Origin of the sequence: Hyphomonas polymorpha PS728 (assembly GCF_000685315.1) — a bacterium.
GTDB classification, from domain to species: domain Bacteria; phylum Pseudomonadota; class Alphaproteobacteria; order Caulobacterales; family Hyphomonadaceae; genus Hyphomonas; species Hyphomonas polymorpha.
Genome location: NZ_ARYM01000010.1, coordinates 1 through 14422, shown reverse-complemented (window position 1 = coordinate 14422; position 14422 = coordinate 1). Strand labels below are relative to the sequence as shown.

The 14422-nt window shown below is 62.7% G+C and carries 18 protein-coding genes; 12 read left to right on the top strand and 6 right to left on the bottom strand.

The annotated features are described in order from the left end of the window. The first annotated feature begins 56 nt into the window (after positions 1-56). Positions 57-338, top strand: coding sequence for a BolA family protein (locus HPO_RS09585; protein ID WP_035597704.1), 282 nt, complete (start codon positions 57-59; stop codon positions 336-338). Between the two features lie 9 nt (positions 339-347). On the opposite strand, the gene HPO_RS09580 is transcribed toward HPO_RS09585, so the two are convergent. The 3 genes from HPO_RS09580 to HPO_RS09570 are packed head-to-tail and all read right to left on the bottom strand — an operon-like array spanning position 348 to position 3328. Further along, complete coding sequence (locus HPO_RS09580; protein WP_035597701.1) at positions 348-1622, bottom strand: HlyC/CorC family transporter; 1275 nt, start codon at positions 1620-1622, stop codon at positions 348-350. Between the two features lie 18 nt (positions 1623-1640). Next, the gene (gene aroB, locus HPO_RS09575; RefSeq protein WP_035597698.1) at positions 1641-2771 is read right to left on the bottom strand and encodes a 3-dehydroquinate synthase; all 1131 of its coding nucleotides are present in this window, start codon (positions 2769-2771) and stop codon (positions 1641-1643) included. Beyond that, positions 2768-3328, bottom strand: coding sequence for a shikimate kinase (locus HPO_RS09570; RefSeq protein ID WP_035597695.1), 561 nt, complete (start codon positions 3326-3328; stop codon positions 2768-2770). The genes aroB and HPO_RS09570 overlap by 4 nt, the downstream gene beginning before the upstream one ends. A gap of 105 nt (positions 3329-3433) precedes the next feature. Here HPO_RS09570 and HPO_RS20515 point away from each other — a divergent pair, with 105 nt between their 5' ends. After that, positions 3434-3571, top strand: a complete 138-nt coding sequence (locus HPO_RS20515; protein ID WP_157532757.1) for a hypothetical protein — start codon at positions 3434-3436, stop codon at positions 3569-3571. A gap of 41 nt (positions 3572-3612) precedes the next feature. Further along, the gene (locus HPO_RS09565; protein WP_035597692.1) at positions 3613-4542 is read left to right on the top strand and encodes a tyrosine recombinase; all 930 of its coding nucleotides are present in this window, start codon (positions 3613-3615) and stop codon (positions 4540-4542) included. Positions 4543-4544: 2 nt separating this feature from the next. On the opposite strand, the gene HPO_RS20265 is transcribed toward HPO_RS09565, so the two are convergent. Beyond that, complete coding sequence (locus HPO_RS20265; RefSeq protein WP_035597689.1) at positions 4545-4715, bottom strand: YqaE/Pmp3 family membrane protein; 171 nt, start codon at positions 4713-4715, stop codon at positions 4545-4547. A 125-nt stretch (positions 4716-4840) separates the two neighbouring features. Between HPO_RS20265 and HPO_RS09555 the strand changes: the two genes are divergently transcribed. The 4 genes from HPO_RS09555 to HPO_RS09540 all read left to right on the top strand — a co-directional run bounded on the left by HPO_RS09555 (position 4841) and on the right by HPO_RS09540 (position 7384). Further along, positions 4841-5896, top strand: a complete 1056-nt coding sequence (locus HPO_RS09555; protein WP_035597686.1) for an HpcH/HpaI aldolase/citrate lyase family protein — start codon at positions 4841-4843, stop codon at positions 5894-5896. Positions 5897-5963: 67 nt separating this feature from the next. Next, a complete protein-coding gene (locus HPO_RS09550) occupies positions 5964-6392 on the top strand; it encodes a hypothetical protein (protein ID WP_051612493.1) in 429 nt (142 codons plus the stop codon). Positions 6393-6440: 48 nt separating this feature from the next. Continuing rightward, a complete protein-coding gene (locus HPO_RS09545; protein ID WP_035597684.1) occupies positions 6441-6869 on the top strand; it encodes a nuclear transport factor 2 family protein in 429 nt (142 codons plus the stop codon). Beyond that, positions 6866-7384: a GNAT family N-acetyltransferase gene (locus HPO_RS09540; protein WP_035597682.1), complete on the top strand. Its 519-nt coding sequence runs from the start codon at positions 6866-6868 to the stop codon at positions 7382-7384. The genes HPO_RS09545 and HPO_RS09540 overlap by 4 nt, the downstream gene beginning before the upstream one ends. Here the strand turns inward: HPO_RS09540 and HPO_RS09535 are convergent. Continuing rightward, positions 7366-9138, bottom strand: a complete 1773-nt coding sequence (locus HPO_RS09535) for a putative bifunctional diguanylate cyclase/phosphodiesterase (protein ID WP_051612492.1) — start codon at positions 9136-9138, stop codon at positions 7366-7368. The two genes, HPO_RS09540 and HPO_RS09535, sit on opposite strands and share 19 nt — an antisense overlap. A 122-nt stretch (positions 9139-9260) precedes the next feature. On the opposite strand from HPO_RS09535, the gene hisB reads away from it, so the two are divergent. Further along, entirely contained in the window at positions 9261-9857 is a 597-nt protein-coding gene (gene hisB / locus HPO_RS09530) for an imidazoleglycerol-phosphate dehydratase HisB (protein WP_035597679.1), read from the top strand. A gap of 19 nt (positions 9858-9876) precedes the next feature. On the opposite strand, the gene HPO_RS09525 is transcribed toward hisB, so the two are convergent. After that, on the bottom strand, positions 9877-10485 hold the full coding sequence (locus tag HPO_RS09525) for a TetR/AcrR family transcriptional regulator (protein WP_051612491.1): 609 nt from the start codon (positions 10483-10485) through the stop codon (positions 9877-9879). Between the two features lie 60 nt (positions 10486-10545). Between HPO_RS09525 and HPO_RS09520 the strand changes: the two genes are divergently transcribed. The 4 genes from HPO_RS09520 (at position 10546) to HPO_RS09505 (ending at position 14137) form a co-directional block, all read left to right on the top strand. Continuing rightward, positions 10546-11988 (top strand): 8'-apo-carotenoid 13,14-cleaving dioxygenase, encoded by a 1443-nt coding sequence (locus HPO_RS09520; RefSeq protein ID WP_035597992.1) that lies wholly within the window; start codon positions 10546-10548, stop codon positions 11986-11988. Between the two features lie 70 nt (positions 11989-12058). Continuing rightward, entirely contained in the window at positions 12059-12691 is a 633-nt protein-coding gene (gene hisH, locus HPO_RS09515; RefSeq protein ID WP_035597674.1) for an imidazole glycerol phosphate synthase subunit HisH, read from the top strand. Positions 12692-12832: 141 nt separating this feature from the next. Continuing rightward, entirely contained in the window at positions 12833-13558 is a 726-nt protein-coding gene (hisA, locus tag HPO_RS09510; protein WP_035597672.1) for a 1-(5-phosphoribosyl)-5-[(5-phosphoribosylamino)methylideneamino]imidazole-4-carboxamide isomerase, read from the top strand. 75 nt (positions 13559-13633) lie between these two features. Further along, the gene (locus tag HPO_RS09505; RefSeq protein ID WP_035597669.1) at positions 13634-14137 is read left to right on the top strand and encodes a hypothetical protein; all 504 of its coding nucleotides are present in this window, start codon (positions 13634-13636) and stop codon (positions 14135-14137) included. The last annotated feature ends 285 nt before the right edge of the window (positions 14138-14422 follow it).

Below are 14422 nucleotides of genomic sequence, written 5' to 3'. Positions count from 1 at the left end.
ATCTGAACGGTTCGCCGTCTGACATGGGGCCATATAATAGGGAGCGCCGGTTAAACATGCCACAACCAAACGACAGACAGACGCGGATTGAAGCAGCGCTTGCGGCAGCATTTGAGCCCGTCTCGCTCAGCGTGATCGACGATAGCCACAAGCATGCGGGCCATGCCGGCGCTGCGCCGGGCGGCGAGACGCATTATTCTGTTGAAATTGTTGCCGAGGCTTTTGCCGGGCTCTCCCGCGTGCAGGTTCAGCGCGCCGTGATGATGGTGCTGCAACGGGAATTCGACACCGGCCTGCATGCCCTCGCCCTGAAGGCGCGGGCGCCCGAGGCGAGTTAGTCCGGGCGTTCAATCCGCTTCTATTTCGGCCACAGCGCGCGACACGTTCACCCCGGTCACCTGATTGCGCTGGCGGCGCAGCACATTGAACCGGTAGCCATGGAACACAAAGCTCTGGCCAGGCTCGGGGATAGTCTGGGACTCATGGATCACCAGGCCCGCGACCGTGACAGCCTCCTCATCAGGAAGGTCCCAGCCGGTGGCGCGGTTGAGATCGCGGATCGGCACCCAGCCATCGACATTGACCGAGCCATCGGGCTGCGGGCGCACGCCCTGCACCTGCACGTCATGCTCGTCATGGATCGCGCCAACGATCTCCTCGAGAATATCTTCCAGCGTGATCAGGCCCTGCAACTCGCCATACTCGTCAATAACGAGGGCAAAATGCTGGCCTCGTGAGAGGAACTGGTTGAGCTGCTCCTGCACCGGCGTGGTCTCCGGAACGAACCAGGGTTTGCGCAGAATCGAATCCAGATCGAGCTTGGAAACATCGCCGCCCAGCGGCAGCGCAGCCCGCAGCAGGTCCTTGGCATGCAGAATACCGATGATCTCTTCTTTCTCACCGCGATAGAGCGGCAGGCGCGTATGCGGGCTCGACAACGCCTTCATGATCAGCTGGCGGGGCTCGAGATCCGCATCCAGCATATAGATGTTCTTGCGGTGGATCATCACGTCTTCGACGGTGAGATCTTTCAGGTCCAGCGCTCCAACAAGGCGCAGGTGATCATCCTTGCCCACGCCGCCTTCTGCCGCATGCAGATCAATTGCACCCCGAATTTCCTCTTCAGCCGAAAGCGGGCTCGCCGGCGCACCGACGCCGACAAGGCGAAGCACGCCGTTCACGATCAGCTGGATGACCCTGATGATCCAGGAAGTGGATTTCACTACCAGGGAGATCGGGCCGGCCACGACCAGCGCTACGGAATCTGGCCGCGTGATGGCATAGGTCTTCGGCATGACCTCTGAGAAGATCAGAACGAGCACGGTCATGACCGCCGTCGCCGCAGCAAGCGCAAGGCCGCCTTGCCCGAAAAGAGCCGTGAACATCGAAGTCGCCAGGACCGATGCCAGAATATTGACGACATTGTTGCCGAGCAGGATGGCGCCGATGAAATTCTCGCGATTGGCGAGCAGCTTGTTCACCGTCCGGGCCCGCTTGTCGCCGTCTTTCTCCAGCGCATGCATCCGAGCGCGGGACGCGGCTGTGAGGGATGTCTCCGATCCTGAGAAGAATGCAGATATCATCAGCAAAATGACGATCGCAAATGCATATCCGGCAATCATGGCAAGACCCAGCTCCTGTCAGGTGAATTCGGCAAGTTCGGTGGCAAGAAAGCGTTCAACCGAGGCAAGGTCAGCATCCGGATGAACATAGGCTGCCCCGATACCGCGCGCGAGGATCAGCGGCACGCGCCCGGCGCGTGCCTTCTTGTCCTGCTGCATCAGCGTTGCAAGGCGGTTTGCGGTGAAGCGTTCCCGGTCAAAGCCTTCCAGCGAAACGGGGAGCCCCGAAGCGCCAAGCACATCCTTCACGCGCGCAGCGTCTGCCGCTGGCGTGATGCCGCTTGCGGCGCCATAGCGGAAGGCCAGCGCCATGCCGAGCGCAACGGCTTCGCCGTGCAGCAGGTCTTCACGGTATTCATTGGCAGCCTCGAAGGCGTGCCCGAATGTGTGGCCAAGATTGAGCAGCTGACGCACACCCGTTTCAGTTTCGTCCTCAACCACAATGGCCGCCTTCGCAGCGCAGGAACGCGCAACCGCATAGCGAGCCGCTTCCGGTTCCAGCGCCAGAACCTTCTGGCTATGCTCTGCCAGCCAGTTGAAGAAAGGCGCGTCATTGATGAGGCCGTATTTCACGATCTCCGCATAGCCGGCTTTCAGCTCCCGCTCCGGCAGGGTCGCCAGCAGCGCCGTATCGGCGATCACGAGGCGCGGCTGATAGAAAGCGCCGATGAGGTTCTTGCCGCGCGGGGTGTTCACCGCCGTCTTTCCGCCCACAGACGAATCCACTTGCGCCAGCAGCGTGGTGGGCACCTGCACGAACCCCATGCCGCGTTTCATCAGGCTGGCGGCCAACCCGCCCATGTCTCCGATCACGCCGCCGCCGAAAGCGATCAGCGTATCGCCCCGGTCTGCCCCGCCCGCCAACAGCCAGTCGAGCACGCCTTCGAGATTGGAAAAGCTCTTGGTCTTCTCGCCCGGCGGCAGACTGTACCAGTCAAGCTGGATGCCGGCAGTCTTCACTGCCGCCTCCAGCGCGGTCTTGTGGTGACGCATCACCGTTTCATCTGTCAGCACAAAGGCGCGGGGGCGCTTGAGCATGACCGACAGGCGCGGGCCGAGCTCCGCCAGCGCGCCATGCCCCACCAGAATATCATACGCCCGCGCGCCCAGATCGACGCGCACCGTTTCCAGCGAAGAGATAGTGTTCATTTCGGTTTCCAAGTCTGAAGAGCTTTCAGGATCGCATTGACTGTATGCGTGTGAGGGCCGTCCTTGGAATGGACCACCAGATCGGCCTGCGAATAGAAAGGCTGGCGCTCCATCACGAGATGGGCGAGGTGTTCCTTGGCGTCGGCCCGCTGCAGCAACGGGCGGGTGTCGCGCTTCTGCACCCGCCGCCAGAGCGTTTCGATATCTGCATTCAGCCAGACCGTGATCGCCCGCTCGCGCAGGATCGCGCGAGTGTCAGGATCAAGGTAGGCCCCTCCCCCGGTCGCAAGCACATGCGGGGGCATATCCAGCAGGCGGCGGATCACCTGTTTCTCGCCGCGCCGGAAATCGGCCTCGCCATGTTTGGCAAAGATGTCGGAAATCGACAGGCCGGCGGCCTTCTCGATTTCATGGTCGCTGTCGTAAAAATCCCGGCCCAGCTTGTCGGCCAGCCGCCGCCCAACCGTCGATTTGCCCGCGCCCATAAGACCGACAAGCGCAATCGTGCGCCCGTGGAAGGGCAGCTGCGTACTTGAAGGGTCTGAGTCGGAAGGCATCTGTTCGTATTACCCGGCGTTGCGCATATGTCCTAGTGGTGCCACATAGACGGCGCAATCGGCAGGCAGATTCGCCCTGCCACACTCGTTTTCTGGGCCGGTTTCATGCGCAAATATCTCATCCTGTTCGTTATTCTCGCGGTCGCCATTGCCGGGGGTATGTGGTGGTTAGGCCAGCGTGCCGTCAAGAACGCGCCGCCAGAAGGCGAAATCCGCATACCTGTTGAAGGCGCTCTCGAATAGGCTGAAACGCCCCCTTAACCGCGTTTCCCTAGCGTTGGCGGATGGATGACCGTTCGCGTATTGGCGCCTTTCTTGAAATGATGTCGGCCGAGCGGGGCGCAAGCCCCAATACGCTCGACGCCTATGGGCGCGACCTGCTGGACGCCTCCGAATTCTGCGGCCTGCGTCTGGTGACTGCCTCCTCGGCAGACCTGTCTAACTGGCTGGCAGACCTGGCCGCGCGCGGCATGGCGCCCTCCACCCAGGCCCGGAAACTGTCCGCCGTGCGGCGTTTCTTCCGGTTCCTCTTTCAGGAAGGCGACCGGAAGGACGACCCGACCGCCCGCCTGGACGGCCCCTCCCCCGAACGCGAAGTACCCGATGTGCTCTCCCGCGAGGAAGTATCCCGGCTGATCGCCGCCTGCGAACCGGACAAACGCCTGAAATGTCTGGTGGAGCTGCTCTATGGCGCGGGCCTGCGGGCCTCGGAACTGGTGACGCTGCGGGTGGGCAACCTGCCCCGCCGCAAGGCCGGGCAATGGATGAGCGCCGACATCATCATCCGCGGCAAGGGCGGCAAGGACCGGCTGTGCCCACTTGGCCGGGCAGCCCTGATCGCGCTGGCCGAATGGCTGGACGTGCGCGAGCAAAGCCTGCCGGACAACCCGCTGCTGCGCGGCAAGGCGGAAGGGTTCGTCTTTCCTTCGCGCGGCAAGGAAGGCCACCTCACGCGCCGGCGTCTGGGGCAGATGCTGGAAGACCTCGCCATGAAAGCGGGGATCAGGTCAGAGCGGGTCTACCCACATGCTCTCAGGCATGCCTACGCGACCCACCTTCTGCAAGGCGGGGCGGACCTCCGGGTTGTGCAGACCCTTCTCGGTCACGCCGACATCGCCACGACGCAGATCTACACCCACGTCCTGACTGATGAACTCGCCGAACTGCTGGAAACAGCCCACCCCCTGGCGTTGGCAGGCCGCAGCCGCCGCTAATCTCAGGCGATCGCCGAGCCGCGGCTATTGACCCAGAAAGCGTGAACAACGCCGGGCAGCCAGCCGATCAGCGTCAGCAGCACGTTGAGCAGGAATTGCAGGCCAAGACCTTCCTTGATCAACACCGCGACCGGCGGCAGGAAAATCGTCAGCAGGATCATCAATAGCGACATGGGAGTCCCTTTCCGTCTCGTCTGTGAGGAAAACGCATCAGAGTGCCGGGCGTTCCGTCACACCCTGCCGGTTTGACGCGGTGCAGCACCGCCCTTAATCCTTCCCCGGCAAGAGGGAGCCCCAGATGAGCCAGAAAACGCCGCGCAATTTCTTCAAGCCGCTCGCCATCGGCGCGCCTGAGCCCTATCGCGAACTGCCGGTGAAGCTGGAGCGCATGATCCATTTCGTGCCGCCGCATCTGGAGAAAGTGCGCGCCAAGGTGCCCGAAATGGCCCCGACGGTGGACGTGATGCTGGCAAACTTGGAAGACGCGATCCCTGCAGACGCCAAGGACGCCGCCCGCGCCGGCGCCATCGAGATGGCCAACATGTACGACTGGCAGGCCAAGGGCACCGGCTTCTGGAGCCGCGTGAACTGTCTCAACTCCCCCTGGTTTCAGGAGGACGTATCGGAGCTGGTGTTGAAAGCCGGCCACCAGCTCGACGTGATCATGCTGCCCAAGGTCGAGGGACCGTGGGACATTCACTTTGCCGATCAATATGTCGCCCAGCTGGAAGCCAAGGCCGGCCTCAAGCGCCCCATCCTCTTCCACGCCATCCTGGAGACGGCCGAGGGCGTGGCCCGTGTCGAGGAGATCGCCCTCGCCTCCCCGAGAATGCAGGGTATCAGCCTTGGCCCGGCAGACCTTGCCGCCAGCCGCAAGATGAAGACCACCCGCGTTGGCGGCGGCCACCCCTTCTACCGCGTGATCGAAGACCCGAAATCCGATGGCAGTCCGCGCGCCAGCGCCCAGCAGGACCCGTGGCACTACACCATCGCCCGCCTGGTCGATGCGTGCCGCATGGCCGGCATCAACGCCTTCTACGGCCCCTTCGGCGACATTGCCGACCTTGACGCCTGCGAGCAGCAGTTCCGCAACGCCTTCCTGCTCGGCTGCGCGGGCACCTGGAGCCTGCACCCCAACCAGATCGCGATTGCCAAGCGCGTCTTCTCGCCCGATCCGGATGAGGTGAAGTTTGCCCGCAAGATTCTCGCCGCCATGCCCGATGGCTCCGGCGTCGCCATGATCGATGGCAAGATGCAGGACGACGCCACCTGGAAACAGGCAAAGGTGATTTCCGATCTGGCAGACCTCGTCGCCTCGAAAGATCCCGATCTTGCCGCCGCCTATGCCGGTTGAATTGGCCCTCGCCAAAATCCCGAGACAGGCCTAGCCTGCGCCGGTCAGGAACCGGCAGGAGCTAGCCATGTTGAGGACAATCGCAGGACTATTCGGGACAATTCTGGCCATTTCCGGCCACGCAGCGGCAGATGAAGTGTGGACCACAAATGTGGGCGAGATCGTCTACGAGGCGGATCTCGAATCTGGCGAGGCGATCCTCTCCTTTCCCGGCGAGACCGGCCAGCGCCTGATCGGCATCTTTCCGGGCCTTGCCGGGGTGAGCGAGGGGCGCGGCTTCTACGCCGGCGTCTGGGTTGATCCTGACACCGCCACGGACGGCCTCTGCCCCGCCGCGATGACCGATCCGCTGGGCGGGGGCAAAGCCTATACCTGGGGCCGGATGGACATCATCTTCACCAAGCCGGACTTTCCGGGCGGCTTCGTGGTGATGAAGGGAACCTGCTTCGATCAGGCCACCGACTATCTGATCGCCGAACCGGTGGTGGGCGAATAACCCCTCCCCCGCCTGCGCTCATCGCCCTCCTCTTTTCAAGGAAACCCCATGGCAAAGCATCTGATCCCCGAAACCGGGCACAGCCCGAACCTGCAGGCCTGGTTCGACTGGATGACCCGTGACCACTCCGCCGAGGGCCTGTCCGCTATCCTCGCCGAAAACGTCGTGTTCAAGAGCCCCGTCGTTCACACCCCGCAGGAAGGCAAGGCAATCACCATGGCCTATCTGCTGGCTGCCGGTGAGACGCTCGGCAATGACGATTTCCGCTACACCCGCGTATTCGATTGCGGCGACCGCGCCGTTCTGGAATTCGAGACGATGATGGACGGCATCCTCGTCAACGGCGTGGACATGATGGAATGGAACGCGGATGGTCAGATCACGGATTTCAAGGTGATGGTCCGTCCCCTGAAAGCCATCCAGACGGTTCACGCCGCCATGGGCGCGATGCTGGCGAAAATGAAGGCTGGTGCGTGAAGGCGCCGGTTCTGGAAACCGAACGCCTGGTTCTGCGGGCCGCCGAACCCCGAGACATTGACGCGTCAGCGGCCATGTGGGGCTCTGATGAAGTCACCCGTTTCATCGGCGGCAAACCGCGCTCGCGCCAGGATGCCTGGTTTGGCCTTTTGCGCGGCATCGGCCTCTGGGAAATGAAGGGGTTCGGCTATTGGGTGGTCACCGACAAAGCGAACGGCGCCTATCTCGGCGAAGCCGGCTTTGCTGACTTCGAAAGGGGCCTGCCCAAGGAGCTGATCTGGGGCCCCGAAGCGGGCTGGGCCTTTGGCCCACAGGCCTGGGGCAAGGGCTATGGCACAGAAGCCGTGCGCGCGATCCATGACTGGCTGGATGGAACAGAGTTCGCCAGCAGCTGCTGCGTGATCGAGCCGGAAAATTCCGGATCACGGCGCGTCGCCGAAAAGCTCGGCTACAGTCATACCGGCGAAACACTGCTGGGCGGCGTGCCCGTCTACACTTACCGGCGCGGGGCCTGATAGGCTTCCGGACTTCCGGTCTCATCATTGGCGCCGAGCGGTCTCCACGCGCGCAGAAGTTCCAGGAACGCCTGATCCGGCAAGCCGGGGCTGTAAAGAAAACCCTGCGCCATGGTGCATCCCCGGCGGCGCAGGAAATCTGCCTGCTTGGTGGTCTCCACCCCTTCGGCAACCGTCTTCAGGCCAAGGGTTTCGGCCATGGCGAGGATCATCTCGACAATGGCCGGGGCCTGACGATCTGTCTCCAGCGCAGAGACAAACTGCCGGTCGATCTTGAATACATCGAAGGGCCGCTGGGTGAGGGTCGCAAGGTTTGAATGGCCCGTTCCGAAATCGTCGATGGCAAGCTTGGTGCCCATCGCCCGCAGCGGCGAGATGAACTCGGCCACGCGCCCCGGATCCGACACCGCCATGCTTTCGGTGATCTCCAGCTCCAGCCGGCGCGGATGAAGGCCGGAGCGGCGCAGAGCGCCCATCACCGTTTCGGTCAGATCATTGCGCTGGAACTGGCTGGGGGAGACGTTGACGGCAACAGTCACGTCATGGCCTTCAAGTTCCCAGGTGCGCGCAGCCTCACAGGCCGCTTCCAGGATCTGCTTGCCTATCTCCTCAATCAGGCCAGCTTCCTCCGCCACCGGAATAAACGCCGCTGGTGAGATCAGCTTGCCGTTGGAGCGGCGCCAGCGCGCCAGCGCCTCGGCGCCGACGATACGGCCCGTGGCAAAATCGATCTTCGGCTGGAACACGGCCTTGAACTCGCGGTTCTCCACCGCGTCGCGCAGCTCTGCCTCAAACCGGTAACGCCCCTGCACGATGCGCGTCAGACGCGGGGTGAAGAAGCGGAAGCCGGACTGGGATTCGTTCCGTACAAGGCGCAATGCCAGCTTGGCATTCTGCATCAGCTTCTGCGGCGAATCGGCGTCTTCCGGCGCCATCACGATGCCGCCCGACAGCGACATCGTCACTGGCCGGCCAAGGATGGTGAACGGCTCGTTGAAAGCATTCCGGATAGCCCGGGCGATCGCGATCACATGTTCCCGGCTGCCGGCGTTCGGCATGAACAGGGTGAACTGATCCGCCGTCAATGCCGCCAGCATGGAGCCCCGCAGCGCCGAGGCCGAGGGGTCGGGCACATCGCTCAGCGCTTTTGAAATCCGCTGGGCGGCGGCATGGATCATCATGTCGCCATGCCCTGCCCCCACCTGCTCAACCAGATGCGCAAACCGGTCGATGTCGAGCAGGATAAAGGCGGCGGGGCGCTCAAAGCTGGCGCTGGGAAGGATCTCGAAGATGCGCTTCTCGGCAGCAATGGCATTGGGCAGGCCGGTGCGGCTGTCACGATAGGCGATCTTGCGGAGGTGATCATTCTCCCGTTTCAGCTTTCGCACGGTGCGCGTGGTGGCCACGCGCAGGCGCCGCAGCTCCGGAAACTGCAGGGAGTAAAGGTCCGCGTCCACGTCCCCGCGGGTCGACATCATGTAAGTGGTAAAGCGCAGGAACACGTCCTGCAGCGGGCGCGCCAGCAGGTAGCAGACGGTGGCGGAGGTGATGATCGTGAACAGCAACATGCCCACGATCACCGGCAGGGGAACGGAAAACCCGATCGGCGCATTCTGGCTGTTGGTGCGGAAAATCACCTCGGCGGCAACGATCAGGGCAAACAGGAAAATTGATAAAAGCCCGCCGGAGATCCCGGCAAATGCCGGAATGGTGAGGCTGCCGGTCAGACGGCCGATAAGGCTTCCCTGTTTCAATCCATTGCCCACCACGGGTGCCCAACTAAGTAATTCCCGCAGAAACTGCCCTATAGATGTTTAGGAATCCGTGAACACAGATGCGCTAGCTGTAGCGCCTCCGGCAGTTTATATGGCCTCTCATGACAAAGAACCGCACCGCAGACGTCACCCGCAAGACAAAGGAAACCGAAATCTTGGTTTCCGTTAACCTGGATGGCACCGGCAAAGCCGACATTGAGACGGGAATCGGCTTTTTCGATCACATGCTGGACAGTCTGGCCCGCCATTCGCTGATCGACCTGAAAGTGAGCTGCAAGGGCGACACCCATATCGACTTCCACCATTCGGTCGAAGATACCGGCATCGTGATCGGCCAGGCGATTGCCCAGGCGCTGGGCGATTTTGGCGGCATCACGCGCTTTGGCCATGCCTATATCCCGATGGACGAAACGCTGACCCGCGCCTCCATCGACCTTTGCAAGCGCCCCTATCTGATCTGGAAAGTGGAATTCCGCCGCGACAAGATCGGCGAGATGGACACCGAACTCTTCAAGGAGTTCTTCCATGCCCTCGCGGGCAATGGCGGCATGTGCCTGCATGTCGAGAACATCTATGGCGAGAACAACCACCACATCGCCGAAAGCTGTTTCAAGGCCACCGCCCGCGCCCTGCGCACGGCCATCACCGTAGACCCGCGCCTCGGCGGCAAGCCTGCCAGCACCAAGGGCAGCCTCTGATCCGGCCCAAAGCCCGCGCCTAAATGGCGTGGGCGTCGATCACCGCATCGATCAGTGCCGGCTCGGCGGGCACCTGCCCGTCCAGCATCAGCATGGCGAGGCCATGCACCAGCGCCCAGGATTTCAGCCGCCGCGCCTCCCGCAGCCCGGCAGGCATATCCCGCCCATAGAGATCATCCAGCGCCCGCACCAGCAGGGTCATGCCATCCTCCGGCCTGTCTTCGGCGCAGGGCTGCGGCGCGTGGGCAGGGCCTGCGCCCGGCTGCGCCATCATCAGCCGGAACAGCGCCGGATGAGCGAGGGCAAACTGAACATAGGCCCGGCCCATGGAGATGAAGGCGGCCATACGGTCCCCCTTCCCCGCCATGGCCTTCTCAAAAGCAGCCGCCATCATGGCGTGACCTTCGGTGCACAGCGCGCTGAGCAGCGCCGCCTTGTCCGGAAAGTGGCGGTAGACCGCCGTGGCCGACACCCCGGCATTGCGCGCAATCTCTCGCAGGCTCAGCGTCTCTGCCGGGCCTGAGCCGATGAGCTTCAGCCCCTCCGCGATCAAAGCCGCGCGCAGGTCGCCATGATGATAGCGGTTTTTCTCCCCGCCCATGTTGACAGTGTTATCATTCTCGATCATGTTATCACCGTAAACATTGTTCTCATCCTCCGCAACCTGGCTGCTTCAAAGGACCCCACCATGCCCAGCCCCGTCGAAACTGCCATTCGCAGCGTTGTTACCAAAGGCATCATGGGTGTGGCGGGCTTCAACCGCGCGCACCGCAAGTCCAGCGCGCCCAATCCTTACCTCACCGGCATCCATCAGCCGATGGAAGCTGAATACACCCTGACGGACCTGAAAGTGACCGGCACCATCCCGCCTGCGCTGAATGGTCTCTACCTGCGCAACGGCCCCAACCCCTTCAGCCCGCCCAACCCCGCCACCCATCACTGGTTCGTCGGCGACGGGATGCTGCATGGTGTGCGCCTGGAGGGCGGCAAGGCGCTCTGGTATCGCAACCGCTGGGTCCGCTCGCCGCAGATCAGCCAGGCCCTGGGCGAGCCCCCCGCCCCCGGCCCGCGCACTCCGGCGGGGTCGGAAAGTCCGAACACGAATGTTGTCGCCATGGCCGGGCGTATATGGGCGTTGGTCGAGGCGGGCGGCCTGCCGGTGGAAGTTTCCGATACGCTGGAAACCCGCGCCCGCAGCGATTTCGGCGGCCTCCTGCGCCAGGGCTATACCGCGCACCCCCACCTTGATCCGCTGACCGGCGAGACCCACGCCATCTGCTATACCGGCCAGAACCAGACCACCATCTGGCACACCGTGATCACCGCCGAGGGCGCCGTGCGCCGCCACGAGCCCATCGCCGTGCAGAACGGCCCCTCCATCCATGACTGCATGATCACCCGCAACTATGTGATCGTGATGGATCTGCCCGTCACCTTCTCCATGGCCGCGCTGATCGGCGGGGCATCCTTCCCCTATCGCTGGAACCCGAAACACACCGCCCGCATCGGCCTCCTCCCCCGTGAGGGCAAGGGCAGCGACATCCTCTGGTGCGATGTCGAGCCCTGCTACATCTTCCACCCCGCCAATGCCTATGAAACCGAAGACGGCAAGGTGATCATGGATGCCTGCGTGCATCAGGACATGTTCGTGGACGGAAACACGGGCCCCAATGGCAGCATCTGCGCCTTCGAGAGCCTGGAGATAGACCCCGCCGCCCGCGCCGTGACCCGCCGCATCATCGACGACGCCCCACAGGAATTTCCGCGTCCGGACGAACGCCGCATCGGCCAACCCTACCGCTATGCCTACACCGTGGCCCTGCCCGCGCAGGGAGACCCGAGCTTCCTGGGCGACCCGCGCCTCTTCAAGCATGACCTCGGCGCCGGCACGCGCCAGGTGCACGATTTCGGCCCCGGCCGCATGCCCGGCGAGTTTGTCTTCGTGCCGGCCCATGAAACCGCCGCCGAGGATGAAGGCTGGCTGATCGGCTATGTCATCGACACAGCCTCCGACACCACCGGCCTCGTGATCCTCAATGCGCAGGATTTCACCGGCCCGCCGGTGGCCAGCATCGCCCTGCCCCACCGGATTCCGCCCGGCTTCCATGGCAACTGGGTGCCGCTCGGCTGACAGGGCCCGGCGCCTGTGTCGCAAACGCGCTTGATTGCCATGGCCCCGCGCCCCCGCTAAGAGCGCGGCCATGACCCGCGTGGCCCTCATCGATTACGGTTCCGGCAACCTGCATTCCTGCGCGCGCGCCCTCGCCGCCGCGGCAGGGGACGCCGCCGCCATCCACGTCACCGCGCGCCCTGAAGACATCCTCGCGGCCGGGCGCATCGTGCTGCCGGGCGTGGGCCACTTTGCCGACTGCGCCGGCGCCCTGCGCGCCATTCCCGGCATGGTCGACGCCCTCGAAGAGGCCGTGCTGCGCAAGGGCCGGCCTTTCCTGGGCATCTGCGTGGGCATGCAGCTGATGGCAGACATCGGGCTGGAAGACGGCGAAACCCCCGGCCTTGGCTGGGTGCATGGCATCGTCGAAGCGCTCGTCCCTGCCCCCGGCCTGCCCGTGCCACATGTCGGCTGGAACGAGCTGATGATCCCCGCGCCCCATCCCGTTCTGGCGGGCCTCGGCGACAAGCCCCACGCCTATTTCACCCATTCCTACGCCTTCCGCCCGGAAGACCAGGGCGAGGTTTCCGCCTGGACCGATTATGGCGCTCCGCTGGCCGCCGCCATCGCCCGCGACAACCTCTTCGGCACGCAATTCCACCCCGAAAAAAGCCAGCGCCTCGGCCTCACCCTGCTCGCCAACTTCCTGGAGTGGACCCCTTGACCTTCTAGCCCCCTCTCCCCTGGGAGAGGGGGTTGGGGGTGAGGGAGCGCAACACCTCCCCGCCGCCCCCGGCCAGACTGTACCACCCCCTCACCCCTGCCCCTCTCCCGAGGGAGAGGGGTTCAAACAAAAGACGACACCATGACCTTCACCCTCTACCCCGCCATTGACCTGAAAGACGGCGCCTGCGTGCGCCTGCTGCGCGGGGAGATGGACGCAGCCACCGTGTTCAACACCGATCCCGGCGCCCAGGCCCGCGCCTTCCACGAGATGGGCTTCACCCATCTGCATGTGGTGGACCTGAACGGCGCCTTCGCCGGCGAACCGGTGAACAAGGCCGCCGTGGAAAGCATCCTCAAATCCACCCCCGCCCCGGTTCAGCTCGGCGGCGGCATCCGCACGCGCGCCCAGATTGATGCCTGGCTGGAGGCCGGCATCTCCCGCGTCATCCTCGGCACGATTGCCCTGCGCGATCCTCAACTGGTGAAAGACGCTGCCCGCGCCCTGCCCGGCCGCATCGTGGTGGGCATCGACGCGAAGGACGGCATGGTCGCCGTGGAAGGCTGGGCCGAAACCAGCGACATGCGCGCCACAGAGCTCGCCAAGGCTTTCGAAGGCTGCGGCGTCGCCGCCATCGTGGCGACAGACATCGGCCGCGACGGCCTCAAAACCGGCGTCAATGTTCCGTTCACGGCAGACCTGGCCAACACTGTCTCCATCCCCGTCATCGCGTCGGGCGGCGTCAAAAGCGTAGACGACATCCGTGCCCTGAAGGCCAGCGGCGCCCCCATCGCCGGCACAATCCTGGGCCGCGCGCTCTATGACGGGGATATTGTGGCGAGTGAGGCGATTGGGGTGGCGGGCTAGGCTCTTTCCAAAACTACAGAATCGGCATTCTATTTTTGATTTCAGGCAGTTGGTTGCCTTGGAATCGGAGATTGAATGAGCATCGATCTAGTTTCGCTTGTCCGAATTGTACCAGCTATCGTCGCTATAATAGCGGCAGTAGGCTTAGTCGTTGGAATTGCTTCGGGCTTGATCCCTGTTCTTCTCAGATTGGGGCGAGGTCTTAATGCCAGAAAGGTCGCGATCTTTGCAACAGGCCCCAACCTGGCTGCCTTGGAGAACGTTCTAACGGATTCTCGACTATTCAAAGCCAAAAATATCGTTGTCGTAAACAGCCGAAGCGAATTAGGTCGCGCTGAAACTGCATCAGTCTTCGTTGTATATTGGGCTGCCTGGAAAGATCATATAGACGATATAATCCGTCTAAAGAAGGATAGCACCGCTCTACTGATATACGCCCCACAGGTTGATGGCTATATCCCCAAGGAGGCCATTGAGAAGCTAGAGCTCGAAAGAAATGTTGTCATTTCTAATTTCCGGGGACGGATGTTAAACGATTTAATCGTCGCAATGATGGCAACAGCATATGAAAAAAAATGAGCTCAACATAGCGCTACGCAATTATTCACGCGACAGTCTTTCGCCAACAGCAGATGATCGATCGCTAGTATCCAATCTCTACAATTCGATCAGAGACGTACTTGGGTCACAGTCAACAATTCAGATCGGATCATTTGCTAGATTTACGGCGATTCGGCCACTGCACGATTTAGACGTGTTGTATATTTCTGGCGACTATCAGAACACTGATCCTGACCCCAATGACGAACTCAATCAATTGAAGAACCGTTTGGATTCGAACTGAACCACGCCGGGTTTGCCGGA

Excerpts from the sequence above, each read along its gene's own strand:
- hisA (WP_035597672.1), top strand. The coding sequence starts at position 12,833 with ATGACCTTCACCCTCTACCCCGCCATTGACCTGAAAGACGGCGCCTGC.
- HPO_RS09505 (WP_035597669.1), top strand. The coding sequence starts at position 13,634 with ATGAGCATCGATCTAGTTTCGCTTGTCCGAATTGTACCAGCTATCGTC.
- HPO_RS09520 (WP_035597992.1), top strand. The coding sequence starts at position 10,546 with ATGCCCAGCCCCGTCGAAACTGCCATTCGCAGCGTTGTTACCAAAGGC.
- HPO_RS20265 (WP_035597689.1), bottom strand. The coding sequence starts at position 4,715 with ATGTCGCTATTGATGATCCTGCTGACGATTTTCCTGCCGCCGGTCGCG.
- aroB (WP_035597698.1), bottom strand. The coding sequence starts at position 2,771 with ATGAACACTATCTCTTCGCTGGAAACGGTGCGCGTCGATCTGGGCGCG.
- HPO_RS09570 (WP_035597695.1), bottom strand. The coding sequence starts at position 3,328 with ATGCCTTCCGACTCAGACCCTTCAAGTACGCAGCTGCCCTTCCACGGG.
- hisB (WP_035597679.1), top strand. The coding sequence starts at position 9,261 with ATGACAAAGAACCGCACCGCAGACGTCACCCGCAAGACAAAGGAAACC.
- HPO_RS09580 (WP_035597701.1), bottom strand. The coding sequence starts at position 1,622 with ATGATTGCCGGATATGCATTTGCGATCGTCATTTTGCTGATGATATCT.
- HPO_RS20515 (WP_157532757.1), top strand. The coding sequence starts at position 3,434 with ATGCGCAAATATCTCATCCTGTTCGTTATTCTCGCGGTCGCCATTGCC.
- HPO_RS09555 (WP_035597686.1), top strand. The coding sequence starts at position 4,841 with ATGAGCCAGAAAACGCCGCGCAATTTCTTCAAGCCGCTCGCCATCGGC.
- HPO_RS09525 (WP_051612491.1), bottom strand. The coding sequence starts at position 10,485 with ATGATCGAGAATGATAACACTGTCAACATGGGCGGGGAGAAAAACCGC.
- HPO_RS09565 (WP_035597692.1), top strand. The coding sequence starts at position 3,613 with ATGGATGACCGTTCGCGTATTGGCGCCTTTCTTGAAATGATGTCGGCC.
- hisH (WP_035597674.1), top strand. The coding sequence starts at position 12,059 with ATGACCCGCGTGGCCCTCATCGATTACGGTTCCGGCAACCTGCATTCC.
- HPO_RS09550 (WP_051612493.1), top strand. The coding sequence starts at position 5,964 with ATGTTGAGGACAATCGCAGGACTATTCGGGACAATTCTGGCCATTTCC.
- HPO_RS09585 (WP_035597704.1), top strand. The coding sequence starts at position 57 with ATGCCACAACCAAACGACAGACAGACGCGGATTGAAGCAGCGCTTGCG.
- HPO_RS09545 (WP_035597684.1), top strand. The coding sequence starts at position 6,441 with ATGGCAAAGCATCTGATCCCCGAAACCGGGCACAGCCCGAACCTGCAG.